Source organism: Lysobacterales bacterium (assembly GCA_014946745.1).
GTDB lineage: Bacteria > Pseudomonadota > Gammaproteobacteria > Xanthomonadales > Xanthomonadaceae > Aquimonas.
Map to the genome: position 1 here is coordinate 2,565,270 of JADCRD010000001.1, position 12,518 is coordinate 2,577,787.

A 12,518-nucleotide genomic window follows, 5' to 3' on the forward strand; every position below is an offset into this window, starting at 1 on the left:
GTCTGTTGCGCAAATGTAGCGGATCTGCAGCAGCCATCCCCGCAGCCCAAAACATCCGCAGATACGCTTTAAAGATCAGCAGCTTGGATCAATACTCCAGGATTCCTGCAGTCCCTCCGGCGAACACTGCGGGCAGCCGCAACCTGACAACGGGACTTGATCCAGCGCATCGACGACCTTTGTTACCAACGGTAGCATGCGCGTCCAGATGACCACTCCCCTCTCCCCTGACCTCGAGCCTAGGCATTCCCCGCCGCTGCTGCAGGCGCGCCGGCTGGCCTTCGCCCGCAACGACGACCCGATCTTCGGGCCGCTCGATTTTCACGTCCATGCAGGCGAAGCCGTGCTCGTCCACGGCGCGAACGGCCGCGGCAAGACCACCCTGCTGCGCGTGCTGGCTGGTCTGCTGCCGGCGCAATCGGGCGAAGTCAGTATTGATGGTGTCGCCGCCAGCCGCGATTCGGTGGCCCGCAGCTGCGCCCTGCTGGGGCACCTGCTCGGCCACAAGGGCGAACTCACAGCCGAAGAAAATCTACGCTTCGCGCGCGGCCTATTCGGCCAGAGACCTGGCATTTCGCCGGTCACCGCGCTGGCGGCCGTGGGCCTTGCAGGCTTCGAGGACAGTCCGGCGCGTCAGCTCTCGGCAGGCCAGAAGAAGCGCCTCGCCCTGGCGCGCCTGCTGCTTGTTCCGGCCCGTCTGTGGCTGCTGGACGAGCCCTACGCCAACCTCGATCTGGAGGGCATCGATCTGGTCAACCGTCTCGTGGCACACCACTTGGGCCGCGGTGGCGCGGCCCTGATCACCAGCCATGGCGCCTACGCCACCGGCGCTGTGCGCACTCGCACCTTGAGCCTCGATCCTGCGCAAGCGGACGCCAGCCCGGAGGCTGCACATGGCTGATTCCTCCGCTCTGACAGCCTTCGGAGCTCTGATCCGCCGTGATCTGCTGCTGGTGTGGCGGCGTCGCGGCGACGCGCTCAACCCGGTGCTGTTCGCACTGCTGGTCGCCACCCTGTTCCCGCTGGCCATCGGGCCGGAGAAGTCCACGCTCGCCCTGATCGCGCCCGGCGTCGTCTGGGTGGCTCTGCTGCTGTCAGGTCTGCTGTCTCTGGACACCTTGTTCCGGGGCGATCTGGAGGACGGCAGCCTGGAGATGCTGCTGCTGGCGCCGCAGCCGCTGGCCTTGATGCTGTTCGGCAAGGTGCTGGTGCATTGGCTGACCACATCGGTGCCGCTGCTGATCGCCACCCCATTGCTGGCCGAGCTGCTCTATCTGCCGCAAGGACTGCTGCCGGTTCTGTTGAGCTCGCTGCTGATCGGCACACCCCTGCTTAGTCTGGTCGGCGGCATCATCGTCGCCTTGACTGTCGGCATGCGGCGCTCGGGTATGCTGCTGGCCTTGCTGGCTTTGCCCCTGTACATGCCCATCCTCATCCTCGGGGCGGGCTGCGTGGCGGCTGCCGCGCAGGGCCTGCCCTACTCCGGTGCCCTGCTTCTGCTGGGTGCCGGTCTGGCCCTGTTGACCATTCTTGCGCCGCTGGCCACGGCCACTGCGCTTCGGATCGCGATGACATGAACCCTGTCCTGCTGTGGTTCCACAAGATGGGCTCTCCGCCCAATTTCTATGCCTTCGCCGGGCGCTGCCTTCCTTGGCTGTATGGCATCGCCATCCCCATGATTCTGTGGGGCAGCTGGGCGGGTTTGTATGAGGTTCCCGCGGATTACCAGCAGGGCGACACCTTCCGCATCATCTTCGTGCACGTGCCAGCCGCGTGGATGAGCTTGTTCATCTATGCCGTGATGGCGGTCAACGCCTTCATCGCCCTGGTCTGGCGCATCAAGCTGTCCGAACAGCTGGCCATGAACTGCGCGCCGATCGGTGCGGCCTTTACCGCCATCACGCTGTTGACCGGAGCGATCTGGGGCAAGCCGATGTGGGGCACTTGGTGGACCTGGGACGCTCGGCTCACGTCAGAACTGGTTCTGCTGTTTCTCTACCTGGGCGTCATGGGCCTGTATGCCGCGATTGAAGACCGCCGCGCCGCCGCCCGTGCTGCCAGCTTTCTTGCGCTGATCGGCTTCGTCAACGTGCCGATCGTGCATTTCTCGGTCGACTGGTGGAACACCCTGCACCAGGGCGCGACCATTCGTTTGTTCGGAAAGTCCAGCATGGATCCAAGCATGGTCGCGCCACTGATCGCCATGGCCTTCGGCACCAAGCTCTGGTTCATGGCCTCGCTGCTGGCGCGCACCCGCGTCGCCATTGCCGATGCCGAGCGCAGCAAGGACTGGGTGCGCCGCGCGTTGGGAGGTGCCGCATGAGCGCCTGGCTGGATATGGGCGAATACAGCGCCTTCGTGTGGTCCTGCTTTGCCATCTTCTTTGTGTTTCTGGTGTGGGACCTGGTGCAGCCGGCCTGGCGGCTGCGCCGCCTGCAGCGCGAGATCGCGCTGCGCGCGCGCCGCGACGCCGCCCGCACGGGAAGCGCAACCCAGAACCCGATTCCCTGAGGAGCCTGATATGCATCCCGTGCGCAAGCGTCGCCTGATCGTTGCCAGCCTGATTCTGGGCGCCGGCCTGGTTGCCGGCAGCCTGGTCGCCTTGGCCCTGCAGGAGAACCTGAACTATCTGCACTCGCCGAGCGAGGTCATCGCCGGCGCGGCCCCCGAGACAGGTGTGTTCCGCCTGGGCGGCGTGGTGCTGGAGGAGAGCGTCGAGAGTGGGCGCGTCGAGGCCACGCGCGAAGTCGAATACCGCTTCAAGGTCACGGATCGCGAGGAAGACTTCCCTGTGGTCTACCGTGGGGTGCTGCCCGACCTGTTCCGCGAGGGCCAGAGCGTGATCGCCAAGGGTCGCATCGAAGAGGGTGTGTTCGTTGCCACCCAGGTGCTGGCCAAGCATGACGAGACCTACATGCCCGCCGAGGTCGCCGACAAGATGACCCAGGCGCGCATCGCCCGCGCCGAGAAGCTCAAGCAGGAAGCCGAAGCCCTGCGCACGGGCGGCTATGGCGACCCTGCCGTCGAAGCCGCGCCGGCCAACCCGCCCGCCGACGGCAAGAGCAGCTACTGATGCGGCCCGCGCCGCGCCTGAGACCCATGCCATGACTCCCGAACTTGGAAACTTCGCGCTGGTGCTGGCCCTGGTGCTGGCCCTGGTGCAGTCCTCTCTGCCGCTCTATGGCGCCTGGCGGGGTCATGCTGGGCTGATGGCGCTGGGCCGCTCGACGGCCTACGGGCAATTCGCCTTTCTGCTGCTGAGCTACCTGATCCTGACGGCGGCCTTTATCCAGCAGGATTTCTCCGTAGCCTACGTCGCCAACAACAGCAACACCCTGCTGCCCATGATGTATCGCATTTCGGCAGTCTGGGGCGCACACGAGGGTTCGCTGCTGCTGTGGGTGCTGATTTTGGCGCTGTGGACGATCGCGGTCGCGGCCTTCTCGCGCAGCCTGCCCCTGCACGTCGTGGCCCGCGTGCTGGCGGTGATGGGCTGGGTCAGCGTCGGCTTCCTGCTGTTCACCCTGCTGACCTCGAACCCGTTTGATCGCCTGCTGCCCGCGCCGGCCGAGGGCCGCGACCTGAACCCGCTGCTGCAGGACCCCGGCCTGATCTTCCACCCGCCCATGCTGTACGCCGGCTACGTCGGTTTCGCCGTCGCCTTCGCATTCGCCATCGCTGCACTTCTGGGCGGCAAGATGGACGCGCAGTGGGTGCGCTGGAGCCGGCCTTGGACGAACGTGGCCTGGGCCTTCCTGACCCTCGGAATCGGCCTGGGCAGCTGGTGGGCCTATTACGAGCTGGGCTGGGGCGGCTGGTGGTTCTGGGACCCGGTCGAGAACGCCAGCTTCATGCCCTGGCTGGTCGGCACCGCACTGATCCATTCGCAGGCGGTGACCGAGAAGCGCGGCAGCTTCGCCGGCTGGACCCTGCTGCTCGCCATCGCCGCCTTCTCGCTGTCCCTGCTCGGCACCTTCCTGGTGCGTTCCGGCGTGCTCACGTCGGTACATGCCTTCGCTTCCGACCCCGAGCGCGGGGTGTTCATCCTGATCTTCCTGCTGATCGTGGTCGGCGGCTCGCTTCTGCTGTATGCGCTGCGCTCAGGCGGCATCGAGCGCGGCAAGCCGGCGGCCCCGCTGTCGCGCGACACCCTGCTGCTGGTGAACAACCTGCTGTTCAGCGCCGCCACGGCAATGGTGCTGATCGGCACGCTCTATCCGCTGCTGGCCGATGCCCTGAACCTCGGCAAGATGTCGGTGGGACCGCCCTACTTCGGCCTTCTGTTCACGGCGCTGATGGTGCCGGTCGTGCTGCTGATGCCCTTCGCTCCCTTCGCGCGCTGGCAGCAGGAGCACTGGGGACGCTTCGTACCGCTGATCAAATTCGCTTTCTCACTGACCGTGCTGGCGACAGCACTCGCGTTCTTCAGCATCGAAGACGGCACGTTCAAGACGTGGGCCGGCGTGGCTGGCGCCACTTGGGTGATGGCAGGCACTGCACTGTATGCCTGGAAGCGCTGGCAGTCGGCGCCAGCCGGCCGCCGCTTCACCGCGGAGATGAGCGGCATGCTGCTCGCCCACTTTGGCGTCGGCGTGTTCGTGGCCGGCGTGCTGCTGGTGGAGAGCACCAGCATCGAGCGCGACCTGGCGCTGAAGCCCGGCGAGTCGACCGAGCTGCGCGGCTTCCGCTTCGAGTTCGAGGGCGTGGCGCACCGTGAGGGCCCGAACTTCGATGCGGACCGCGGCACCGTGCACATCTACGTGGACGATCGCCAGATCGCCACGCTGCACCCGGAGAAGCGCGCCTACAAGAGCGGTGGCCAGATCATGACCGAAGCGGGCATCGACCCGGGTGTGACCCGCGACCTCTACGTGGCGCTGGGCGAGCCTTTGGGCGACGGCGAAGCCTGGTCGGTGCGCGTCTACGTCAAGCCCTTCATCCGCTGGATCTGGTTCGGCGCTCTGCTGATGACCATCGCCGGCTTTGTGGTGGCTTTTGATCGCCGCTTCCGTCGTGTGCCCGCGGCAGAGCCGCTGGCCGCGCCCGCGACACCGAATCCGGAACCCGTCGGAGCGCGCGCATGATTCAGCGCCTGCTGCCGCTGATGGTGTTTCTGGCGCTGGCTACGCTGCTCGGCGCCGGGATCTGGCTTTCGGCCGTACGCGACCCCAACGCGATTCCCTCACCGCTGATTGGCAAGCCGGCGCCAGCCTTCGAACTGCCCAGCCTGCATGAGCCGGAACGCACGGTCCGAAGCGAGGAATTGCTTGGCCGCCCCTACCTGCTCAACGTCTTCGGCAGTTGGTGCCCGGGCTGCCGCGAAGAGCATCCGGTGATCGCGCGATTGGCGCGCGCCGGACACCTGCCGGTGATCGGCTTCAACTGGAAGGACCAGCGCGAAGACGCACTGCGTTGGCTGAACCAGTTCGGCGACCCCTACGCGCTCGTACTCGTCGACTTCGAGGGCCATACCGCCATCGACTACGGCGTCTACGGAGCTCCGGAGAGCTTCCTGATTGGTGCCGACGGCACCGTGCTCTACAAGCACATCGGCCCGATCACCTGGGAGGATATCGAGCGCGAGATCCTGCCGCGGCTGTCTTCGAAAGACGGAGTCGGATCATGAGCCGGCTGCTCGCTCTCCTGCTGGGCCTGCTGCTCAGCCTGTCGGCCCTGGCCATTGATCCCCTGCCCTTCAAGGACCAGGCCGAAGCGGACCGCTTCCGCAAGCTCGCCGCCGAACTGCGCTGCGTGATGTGCCAGAACCAGTCGCTCGCCGACTCGGATGCGATGATCGCGCAGGACCTTCGGCGCGAGGTCTTCAACCTGATGCGCGAAGGCAAAAGCAACGACGAGATCAAGCAGCATCTGGCCGCGCGCTACACCGACTTCGTTCTGTACCGGCCACCGCTGCAGGGCGCGAACTGGGCACTCTGGCTCGCCCCGGCGGTCGTCCTGCTGGGCGGCGCCATTGCGCTTGCCGTGGTCGTCCGCCGTCGCAGTGCCGGCCTCAAGAACGCCGCGCCGACGCACGATTCCAACAACGATCAAGAGTGGTAAACCCGATGTTCTGGATTCTGGCCGCGGTGCTCGGCATCGCTGCGCTGGCCTTCGTGCTGCGCCCCCTGCTGAAACCGCCCCTGCTCGACGAACACGCGGACAAGCGCCGCGCACTCCGTGCTGCGGCCGCCAGCGGAGCACTGAACGCGAACGAGCTGCGCGAGCGCCTGCAGGCCCTGCCGGACGAGCCCGCGCCGCAGCGTACGCCTGTCGCCTTCATTCTCACGCTGGCCGTGCTGGTGCCGGCGCTGGGCTTCGGGCTCTACCTTCATGTCGGCGCACCGCAGGCGCTCGATCCCTCCGCGCGCGTCGCGCCGCCCGCGCCCACCACCATGGAAGAGGCGATCGCCGCGCTTGAAGCACGCCTTGCAGCCGAGCCGAATGACGTCGAAGGCTGGGTTCTGCTCGGCCGCAGCCGTCGCGCACAGGAGGACTTTGCCGCGGCCGAAGAGGCCATGGCCAAGGCCTATGCGCTGGCCGCCGACAACGTCGAGGTACAGATCGACTACGCCGAGGCAAAGGCCCTGGCAACCCCCAGCCGGCGCTTCGAAGGCGAGTCACTGGCCCTTCTGCAGGCCGCCCACCAGCGCGAGCCAGGCAATGCCCGCGCCGCCTGGCTGCTCGGTATCTCCGCGCTGCAGGACGGTCGCCCGGCGGAAGCCACTGCACTGTGGGAAACGGTTCTGGCGCAAATGCCCGCAGACGCCTCCGCGCGTCCCGCCCTGACCCAGCAGATCAACGAAGCGCGGCGGCAAGCCGGGATGGAGCCGCTGCCGGCAGCGTCCGCTGAGGTTCCGAGCCCGTCGGCCGCCCCCGCCACCGAAACTCCGGCCGGCGCGGCGAGCGGCGGACGCATCGAGGTCGAAGTCGAACTGGCCGCCGAACTGGCCGGACAAGTGCCGCCCGATGCCGTGCTGTTCGTATTCGCCCGCGCTCCTGAGGGACCACGCGCGCCGCTTGCGATCCAGCGGCTTTCCGCCGCATCGCTGCCCACCACGCTGGTGCTGGATCAGAGCATGAGCATGATCGAAGGCATGAACCTTGGCACATTTGCCAACGTAGTCGTTGGCGCCCGCATTTCGGCCAGCGGCAACGCCACGCCGCAGAGCGGCGACCTTGAAGGCCTGAGCGCACCCGTGCGGGTGAGCGAGGGTCGTGCCCGCGTGGTGATCGACCGCGTCTTGCCGTGACCGAGTTCATTCCGCCCGCCACACGCTGGTTCGACCTGCCCTCGCCGTTTCCGATGAAGCGCGGCGGCTGTCTGGACGGCGGTCGCCTAGCCTATGAGACCTGGGGCGAACTCAACGCGGAACGCAGTAACGCGGTCCTGATCCTTACCGGCCTGTCGCCCAGCGCCCACGCCGCCAGTCATCCCGATGACCCTGAGCCCGGCTGGTGGGAAGCCATGATCGGCCCGGGTAGGCCGATCGATACCCGCCGCTGGTTCGTCATTTGCGCAAACTCTCTGGGCAGCTGCCGCGGCAGCAGCGGACCCGCCTCACCCCATCCAAGCACCGGCCAAGCGTGGCGGCTGGCATTCCCCGAGCTCTCGGTGGAAGACGGCGCGCGTGCCGCCTTTGCGCTGGTACGGGGCCTCGGCATCGAACAGCTGGATACCGTGGTCGGCTGCTCGATGGGCGGCATGACCGCGCTTGCGTTTCTGCTGCAGCATCCGCTGGCCGCGCGTCGCATGCTGAACGTCTGCGGCGCCGCCCATGCCTTGCCCTTCTCAATCGCCGTGCGCTCGCTGCAGCGCGAAGCGATCCGCCTCGACCCGCTGTGGAACGGCGGCGAGTACAGCGACTCGGCCTATCCCGAGAGCGGCATGCGCATCGCCCGCAAGCTTGGCGTGCTGACCTATCGCTCGGCGATCGAATGGCATGGTCGCTTCGGCCGCGTGCGCCTCGACAGTGAGCTGCGCGAGGACGACCCTTTCGGCCACGAGTTTCAGGTCGAAAGCTATCTGGAGGGTCATGCCCGGCGCTTCATCCGCCAGTTCGACCCGAACTGCTACCTCTACTTGTCGCGCTCGATGGACTGGTTCGATTGCGCCGAGTACGGCGACGGCGACGTGCTGCGCGGTCTGGCACGCATCCGTTTGCAGCAGGCGCTGGTCATCGGCGTCGAGACCGACATTCTGTTCCCCATCGAGCAGCAGGCTCAGATCGCCGAAGGTCTGCGCCGCGGCGGCGCTGACGTGCACTTCGCCAGCCTGCCGTCGCCTCAGGGCCATGACGCCTTTCTCGTCGACTTCGAGCGCTTCTGCCCCCTGATCGAAGACTTCATGACCGCGACAGCCGGCTGAGCTGAATGCGATCCCGCCCACGCTGCGGGTGCGCCCAAAACGAGAACACCCCGCACGAGGCGGGGTGTTCGAAGCGCTTGCAGCCCAAGGCTGCCAAGAAGACTCAGGCCTTCTTGCGGGCCGGAGCCTTCTTCGCCGGAGCCACCGGAGCGGCCGGCACTACCGACTTGGCTGTCGCCTTGCTGCCGTGGGGACGGGCATTGCCGTAGCTGCCGTTGTAGATCTTGCCCTTGCGGGTGCGGGTATCGCCCTTGCCCATGATGTGCTCCTCGGAACTGTGTTAAAGCGGGTCGCTTCGGAAAGCCGTGTAGCCTACCACCTCAGACGCACTGCGCAAACCGCGGGGCGCATCCATCAAGTCGCGCGACCTGGGTCCACTCAAGCCAGGCCCGTGCCATGACAAGTCCCACTTCATTGGAACGACCATGACCGAAAGTCGCCTTGCCCGTCGGATTCGCCAACTCGAAAGTCTGCCCGCCATGTTTAGGCCGTGGTTGCGCGACCGCATCCTGGGTCGCGCGGTGCCACTGGTGGGAACAGCGCGCATCCAGTTCGAGCGGGTGGATGGTGAGTCGGTGATCCTGCGCATTGCCAATCGCAGGCGCGTTCAGAACCATATCGGCGGTGTGCACGCAGCCGCCATGGCGCTGCTGGCAGAGACCGCGAGTGGCTTCTGTCTTGGCTGGCACCTGCCGGATGACCGCCTTCCGCTGATCAAGAGTCTGCAGGTCGACTTTCTGCGGCGCACCCAGGGCGCCCTGCGGGCGACTTCGCGGCTCGAACCGGCCCAGATCGCCCAGATTCTGGCCGCGCCCAAGGGCGAACTGTTGGTGCCTGTCGAAGTGACCGACGAAACCGGCGAGGCCCCCATTGCCTGCCGCATGCTTTGGGCTTGGGTGCCGCGCTCGCGCTGAGGAAACCCGGACAACCCGCGGCTACCGTCCTTGGCCCAGCCAGTCGGGCGTGCTGGCAAACGCGCAACAGAAGCCGAAACCTCGCAGCAAGGGAGTCAATCTGCTGCTGAGACAAGGCGATGTCGCTCGCCAACGCGCTCAGTCGTGCCGACAGTCGACACCGTGCACGTGCGGCGAGCGCTTGTGGCGCAGGTTGATCAGATGCGCTGACGCGATGAACAGCCCGCCCAGGGTCATCAGCACCGCGTGTGGCACCACGTCATGGTGCAAGGGGCCGAAGCTGCCGAACCAGATCAAGCCCAGCCCCGGAGCAGCCAGCGCCGCGGCGGCGGCCTTTTGATGCTGCCGATAGCCAAGTCCCAGGCTGCCGATGACCAGAGCAGTCGCGAACAGCACAAACCCCCGCTCCAGCCACTCCGAAGCCAGGAAGCTGGAGCCCAACGCAGGCAGAAGGGCGAGCACAAACGGCCAGGAAGCGCAGTGCACTGCGCAGACGGTCGATGCGATCGCGCCGATGCGGTCCGCGCGCTCGCCGAGATCACTCCGCGCTTGCACCGTGGCGCTGTTGACCGAAGCAGAGGTATCGATGAAGGCGCTACTCGAAGACATCGGAGTTTCCTGAGCTGTAAGCGCTGGCGGGCGGACTCTTCACGCCCAACGGGTGAGATAGTATAACGTCCAACTCCTCGAATCGGCTGGGCGCTCTTGCGCCCATTCTTTCACGCTCAAGAAGCAACGTTATAACACCGGAGACCGTATGCAGCTTCATCCGCTCAGCCTCGCCATCGCCGTTCTTCTGCCCGGTCTTGCGTTCGCGCAAGGACCCAGCAGCGCACCCCACGACCTGGAACGCGCGAAGAAACTCGACGAACTGATCGTCACCGCCAGCCCGCTCCGCTCGGATTCGGAGAACGTCGTCCAGCCGGTTGAAATCCTGGCAGGCGAGGCCTTGGACGACCGACGCGCCGGGACGCTGGGCGAAACGCTGTCCGGCGTTCTGGGCGTGCAGACCTCGTTCTTCGGCACCGGCGTCGGACGCCCGATCATCCGCGGCCAGGAAGGCGCACGTGTTCAGGTGCTGAACGAAGGCATTGGCAGTCTGGACGCATCCACCACCAGTGTGGATCACGCGGTCAGCATCGATCCCTTTCTGGCCAATCAGATCGAAGTACTGAAGGGCCCTGCGACCCTGCTATACGGCCCCGGCGCGATTGGTGGTGCCGTCAACGTGGTCGATGGCCGGGTTCCGAGCGTGCTGCCGGAAGCTCCGATCAGCGGGCGCGCCGAACTGCGTGCAGGCACAGCCGCCGACGAACGCAGCGGGATGTTCCGACTGGATGGAGCCAGCGGCCGCATCGCATGGCACCTGGACGGCTTCCGACGCGACACCGCCGACTACGAGATTCCAGGCTTCGCACGCCATGTGCACGACGACGAGCACGAGCACGAAGAGCACGACGAACACGGGCATGAGGACGAGGAGAACCCCTTTGGCCTGCTGCCGAACAGCGCTGTGGATACCCGCGGTGGCGCCGCCGGTGCGAGCTGCATCAGCGAGCGCGGTTTCCTCGGATTGGCATTGAGCCGCTACGAGTCGCTGTACGGCGTGCCGGGCCACGCGCACCACTCGCACGAAGAGGAGCACGACGACGCGCACGGGTACGACAAGGCTGAAGGTGAGGAAGAGGAAGAAGTGCGCATTGATCTCGGCCAGACCCGCTGGGATCTGAAGGGCGGTCTTTTCACTCCCTTCGACGGCATCGAATCCGTGAACTTGCGCGTCGGCGCCAACAACTATCGACACGTCGAGCTTGAAGGCGAGGAGATCGGCACCCGCTTCGACAACGATGCGGTGGAGGCCCGCGCCGATCTGGTGCATGCCCCGATCGCCGGCTGGCGGGGTGCGCTTGGCGTACAGGCCTCCCGGCGCGACTTCAGCGCACTGGGCGAGGAGGCCTTCGTGCCGCCGTCGCTGTCCCGCGACATCGGCCTGTTCCTCATTGAAGAGAAGAATCTGGAGCGCTGGAAGCTGGAGTGGGGCGTTCGCGCCGATCGCGTGCGCATCGAGGCCGACGGCCACGAGCGCCGCAGCTTCTCAGGGGTCAGCGCATCGGCTGGCGCCCTGTTCCGGCTCAATGAGGCCTTGCACTTCAGCGCTGGCTTCGACCGGGCGGAACGCGCCCCGAACGCCGAGGAGCTGTTCTCGGACGGCCCGCACCTCGCGACCCGCGCCTATGAGCTTGGCGACGCCGACCTCGAAAGCGAGACCTCCCAACAGATCGAGCTGGGCCTGCAACTGCACGCCGGCCCGCTGAGCGGAAAGCTCTCGGTCTATCGCAATCGCATCAACGACTTCATCTACCAGGCCGACACCGGTCGGGAAGAAGACGAGCTTCCGGTCCTGCAGTGGTCACAGGCGGATGCCACGTTCCGCGGCGTCGAAGGCGAGTTGGAATGGGCGATGTTTGACAACGCCAGCGGCGCCTGGGCGCTTCGCCTGTTCGGCGATGCCGTGAACGCCACCTTGGATGCAGGCGGCGCCCTGCCGCGCATCGCCCCGGACCGCACCGGACTTGCGCTGAATTGGAACCTTGAAGGTTGGCGCGCAAGCATCGAAACGCAGCGCTATGCCACCCAGAGCGCCGTCGCAGAATTCGAAGAGCCCACCGCTGGCTTCAGCCTTCTGAATGCCAGCGTGGCCTACCACTGGGACGTGGAAGACATCGGCTGGGAAGTGTTCCTGCGCGGCAACAACCTTGGCGATCGCGAGGCCCGCATGCACACCTCGGTGTTGAACGAAGATGCGCCGCTGCCCGGCCGCAACCTGCTGTTCGGACTGCGCGCGTTCTTCTGAGGCTTGGTCCAGGGCCACCGCGCACCGGTGAGCACCGCCCACCCGGCCAAGGATGGCCGGGTGTCGCCGCACGCGATGAATTCAGCCGCGATGTGGGCTTGAGAGCCAGCGCGGCCGCTCGCGGCTGCACCAGTTCACCATGACGCATCAGATCAAGCGTCAGCGGTCGTGCGCCGCGGTGCCTGACGCCGTGAAGGCGCGCGCCTTCCCTGGCGCGCTTGGAAGCTCTGCAACCGCAGAGAGTCACCAACGCGAAGCAACAGTGCGTCGCGGGATACAAAGGCCAAGGCCGTAGGTACTCGGAAGTTGAGGCAACGCGGAGCAAGACAACGGAAATGCGAAGCGCAGGACGCGCCACACGCGAGCGTGTGACCTTCGGCGCGGC

14 protein-coding genes are annotated in these 12,518 nt (G+C 66.4%); 12 read left to right on the forward strand and 2 right to left on the reverse strand.

What is annotated here, in order from left to right:
- The first annotated feature begins 208 nt into the window (after window positions 1-208).
- From ccmA to H4O13_10185, 10 genes are read left to right on the forward strand one after another with little or no spacing between them, the layout of a single operon-like run.
- Window positions 209-901, forward strand: coding sequence for a heme ABC exporter ATP-binding protein CcmA (gene ccmA / locus H4O13_10140; GenBank protein ID MBE5315750.1), 693 nt, complete (start codon window positions 209-211; stop codon window positions 899-901).
- Window positions 894-1,577, forward strand: coding sequence for a heme exporter protein CcmB (ccmB, locus tag H4O13_10145; protein ID MBE5315751.1), 684 nt, complete (start codon window positions 894-896; stop codon window positions 1,575-1,577). Before ccmA ends, ccmB begins: the two co-directional genes overlap by 8 nt.
- Entirely contained in the window at window positions 1,574-2,323 is a 750-nt protein-coding gene (locus tag H4O13_10150; GenBank protein MBE5315752.1) for a heme ABC transporter permease, read from the forward strand. The genes ccmB and H4O13_10150 overlap by 4 nt, the downstream gene beginning before the upstream one ends.
- Window positions 2,320-2,511, forward strand: coding sequence for a heme exporter protein CcmD (gene ccmD / locus H4O13_10155; protein MBE5315753.1), 192 nt, complete (start codon window positions 2,320-2,322; stop codon window positions 2,509-2,511). The genes H4O13_10150 and ccmD overlap by 4 nt, the downstream gene beginning before the upstream one ends.
- 10 nt (window positions 2,512-2,521) lie before the next feature.
- Complete coding sequence (locus H4O13_10160) at window positions 2,522-3,073, forward strand: cytochrome c maturation protein CcmE (GenBank protein ID MBE5315754.1); 552 nt, start codon at window positions 2,522-2,524, stop codon at window positions 3,071-3,073.
- Between the two features lie 31 nt (window positions 3,074-3,104).
- Entirely contained in the window at window positions 3,105-5,084 is a 1,980-nt protein-coding gene (locus H4O13_10165; protein ID MBE5315755.1) for a heme lyase CcmF/NrfE family subunit, read from the forward strand.
- Entirely contained in the window at window positions 5,084-5,626 is a 543-nt protein-coding gene (locus tag H4O13_10170) for a DsbE family thiol:disulfide interchange protein (protein MBE5315756.1), read from the forward strand. The genes H4O13_10165 and H4O13_10170 overlap by 1 nt, the downstream gene beginning before the upstream one ends.
- Window positions 5,623-6,060: a cytochrome c-type biogenesis protein CcmH gene (locus H4O13_10175; GenBank protein ID MBE5315757.1), complete on the forward strand. Its 438-nt coding sequence runs from the start codon at window positions 5,623-5,625 to the stop codon at window positions 6,058-6,060. The genes H4O13_10170 and H4O13_10175 overlap by 4 nt, the downstream gene beginning before the upstream one ends.
- A gap of 5 nt (window positions 6,061-6,065) precedes the next feature.
- Entirely contained in the window at window positions 6,066-7,250 is a 1,185-nt protein-coding gene (locus H4O13_10180; GenBank protein MBE5315758.1) for a hypothetical protein, read from the forward strand.
- On the forward strand, window positions 7,247-8,365 hold the full coding sequence (locus tag H4O13_10185; protein ID MBE5315759.1) for a homoserine O-acetyltransferase: 1,119 nt from the start codon (window positions 7,247-7,249) through the stop codon (window positions 8,363-8,365). Before H4O13_10180 ends, H4O13_10185 begins: the two co-directional genes overlap by 4 nt.
- A 103-nt stretch (window positions 8,366-8,468) precedes the next feature.
- On the opposite strand, the gene H4O13_10190 is transcribed toward H4O13_10185, so the two are convergent.
- Window positions 8,469-8,624, reverse strand: coding sequence for a 30S ribosomal protein THX (locus tag H4O13_10190; GenBank protein MBE5315760.1), 156 nt, complete (start codon window positions 8,622-8,624; stop codon window positions 8,469-8,471).
- A gap of 166 nt (window positions 8,625-8,790) precedes the next feature.
- Between H4O13_10190 and H4O13_10195 the strand changes: the two genes are divergently transcribed.
- A complete protein-coding gene (locus H4O13_10195) occupies window positions 8,791-9,279 on the forward strand; it encodes a DUF4442 domain-containing protein (protein MBE5315761.1) in 489 nt (162 codons plus the stop codon).
- A gap of 138 nt (window positions 9,280-9,417) precedes the next feature.
- Here the strand turns inward: H4O13_10195 and H4O13_10200 are convergent, their stop codons facing one another.
- Complete coding sequence (locus tag H4O13_10200; GenBank protein ID MBE5315762.1) at window positions 9,418-9,888, reverse strand: MerC domain-containing protein; 471 nt, start codon at window positions 9,886-9,888, stop codon at window positions 9,418-9,420.
- Window positions 9,889-10,036: 148 nt separating this feature from the next.
- On the opposite strand from H4O13_10200, the gene H4O13_10205 reads away from it, so the two are divergent.
- Window positions 10,037-12,133: a TonB-dependent receptor gene (locus H4O13_10205; protein ID MBE5315763.1), complete on the forward strand. Its 2,097-nt coding sequence runs from the start codon at window positions 10,037-10,039 to the stop codon at window positions 12,131-12,133.
- The last annotated feature ends 385 nt before the right edge of the window (window positions 12,134-12,518 follow it).

Excerpts from the sequence above, each read along its gene's own strand:
- ccmA (MBE5315750.1), top strand. The coding sequence starts at position 209 with ATGACCACTCCCCTCTCCCCTGACCTCGAGCCTAGGCATTCCCCGCCG.
- ccmB (MBE5315751.1), top strand. The coding sequence starts at position 894 with ATGGCTGATTCCTCCGCTCTGACAGCCTTCGGAGCTCTGATCCGCCGT.
- H4O13_10150 (MBE5315752.1), top strand. The coding sequence starts at position 1,574 with ATGAACCCTGTCCTGCTGTGGTTCCACAAGATGGGCTCTCCGCCCAAT.
- ccmD (MBE5315753.1), top strand. The coding sequence starts at position 2,320 with ATGAGCGCCTGGCTGGATATGGGCGAATACAGCGCCTTCGTGTGGTCC.
- H4O13_10160 (MBE5315754.1), top strand. The coding sequence starts at position 2,522 with ATGCATCCCGTGCGCAAGCGTCGCCTGATCGTTGCCAGCCTGATTCTG.
- H4O13_10165 (MBE5315755.1), top strand. The coding sequence starts at position 3,105 with ATGACTCCCGAACTTGGAAACTTCGCGCTGGTGCTGGCCCTGGTGCTG.
- H4O13_10175 (MBE5315757.1), top strand. The coding sequence starts at position 5,623 with ATGAGCCGGCTGCTCGCTCTCCTGCTGGGCCTGCTGCTCAGCCTGTCG.
- H4O13_10180 (MBE5315758.1), top strand. The coding sequence starts at position 6,066 with ATGTTCTGGATTCTGGCCGCGGTGCTCGGCATCGCTGCGCTGGCCTTC.
- H4O13_10190 (MBE5315760.1), bottom strand. The coding sequence starts at position 8,624 with ATGGGCAAGGGCGATACCCGCACCCGCAAGGGCAAGATCTACAACGGC.
- H4O13_10195 (MBE5315761.1), top strand. The coding sequence starts at position 8,791 with ATGACCGAAAGTCGCCTTGCCCGTCGGATTCGCCAACTCGAAAGTCTG.
- H4O13_10200 (MBE5315762.1), bottom strand. The coding sequence starts at position 9,888 with ATGTCTTCGAGTAGCGCCTTCATCGATACCTCTGCTTCGGTCAACAGC.
- H4O13_10205 (MBE5315763.1), top strand. The coding sequence starts at position 10,037 with ATGCAGCTTCATCCGCTCAGCCTCGCCATCGCCGTTCTTCTGCCCGGT.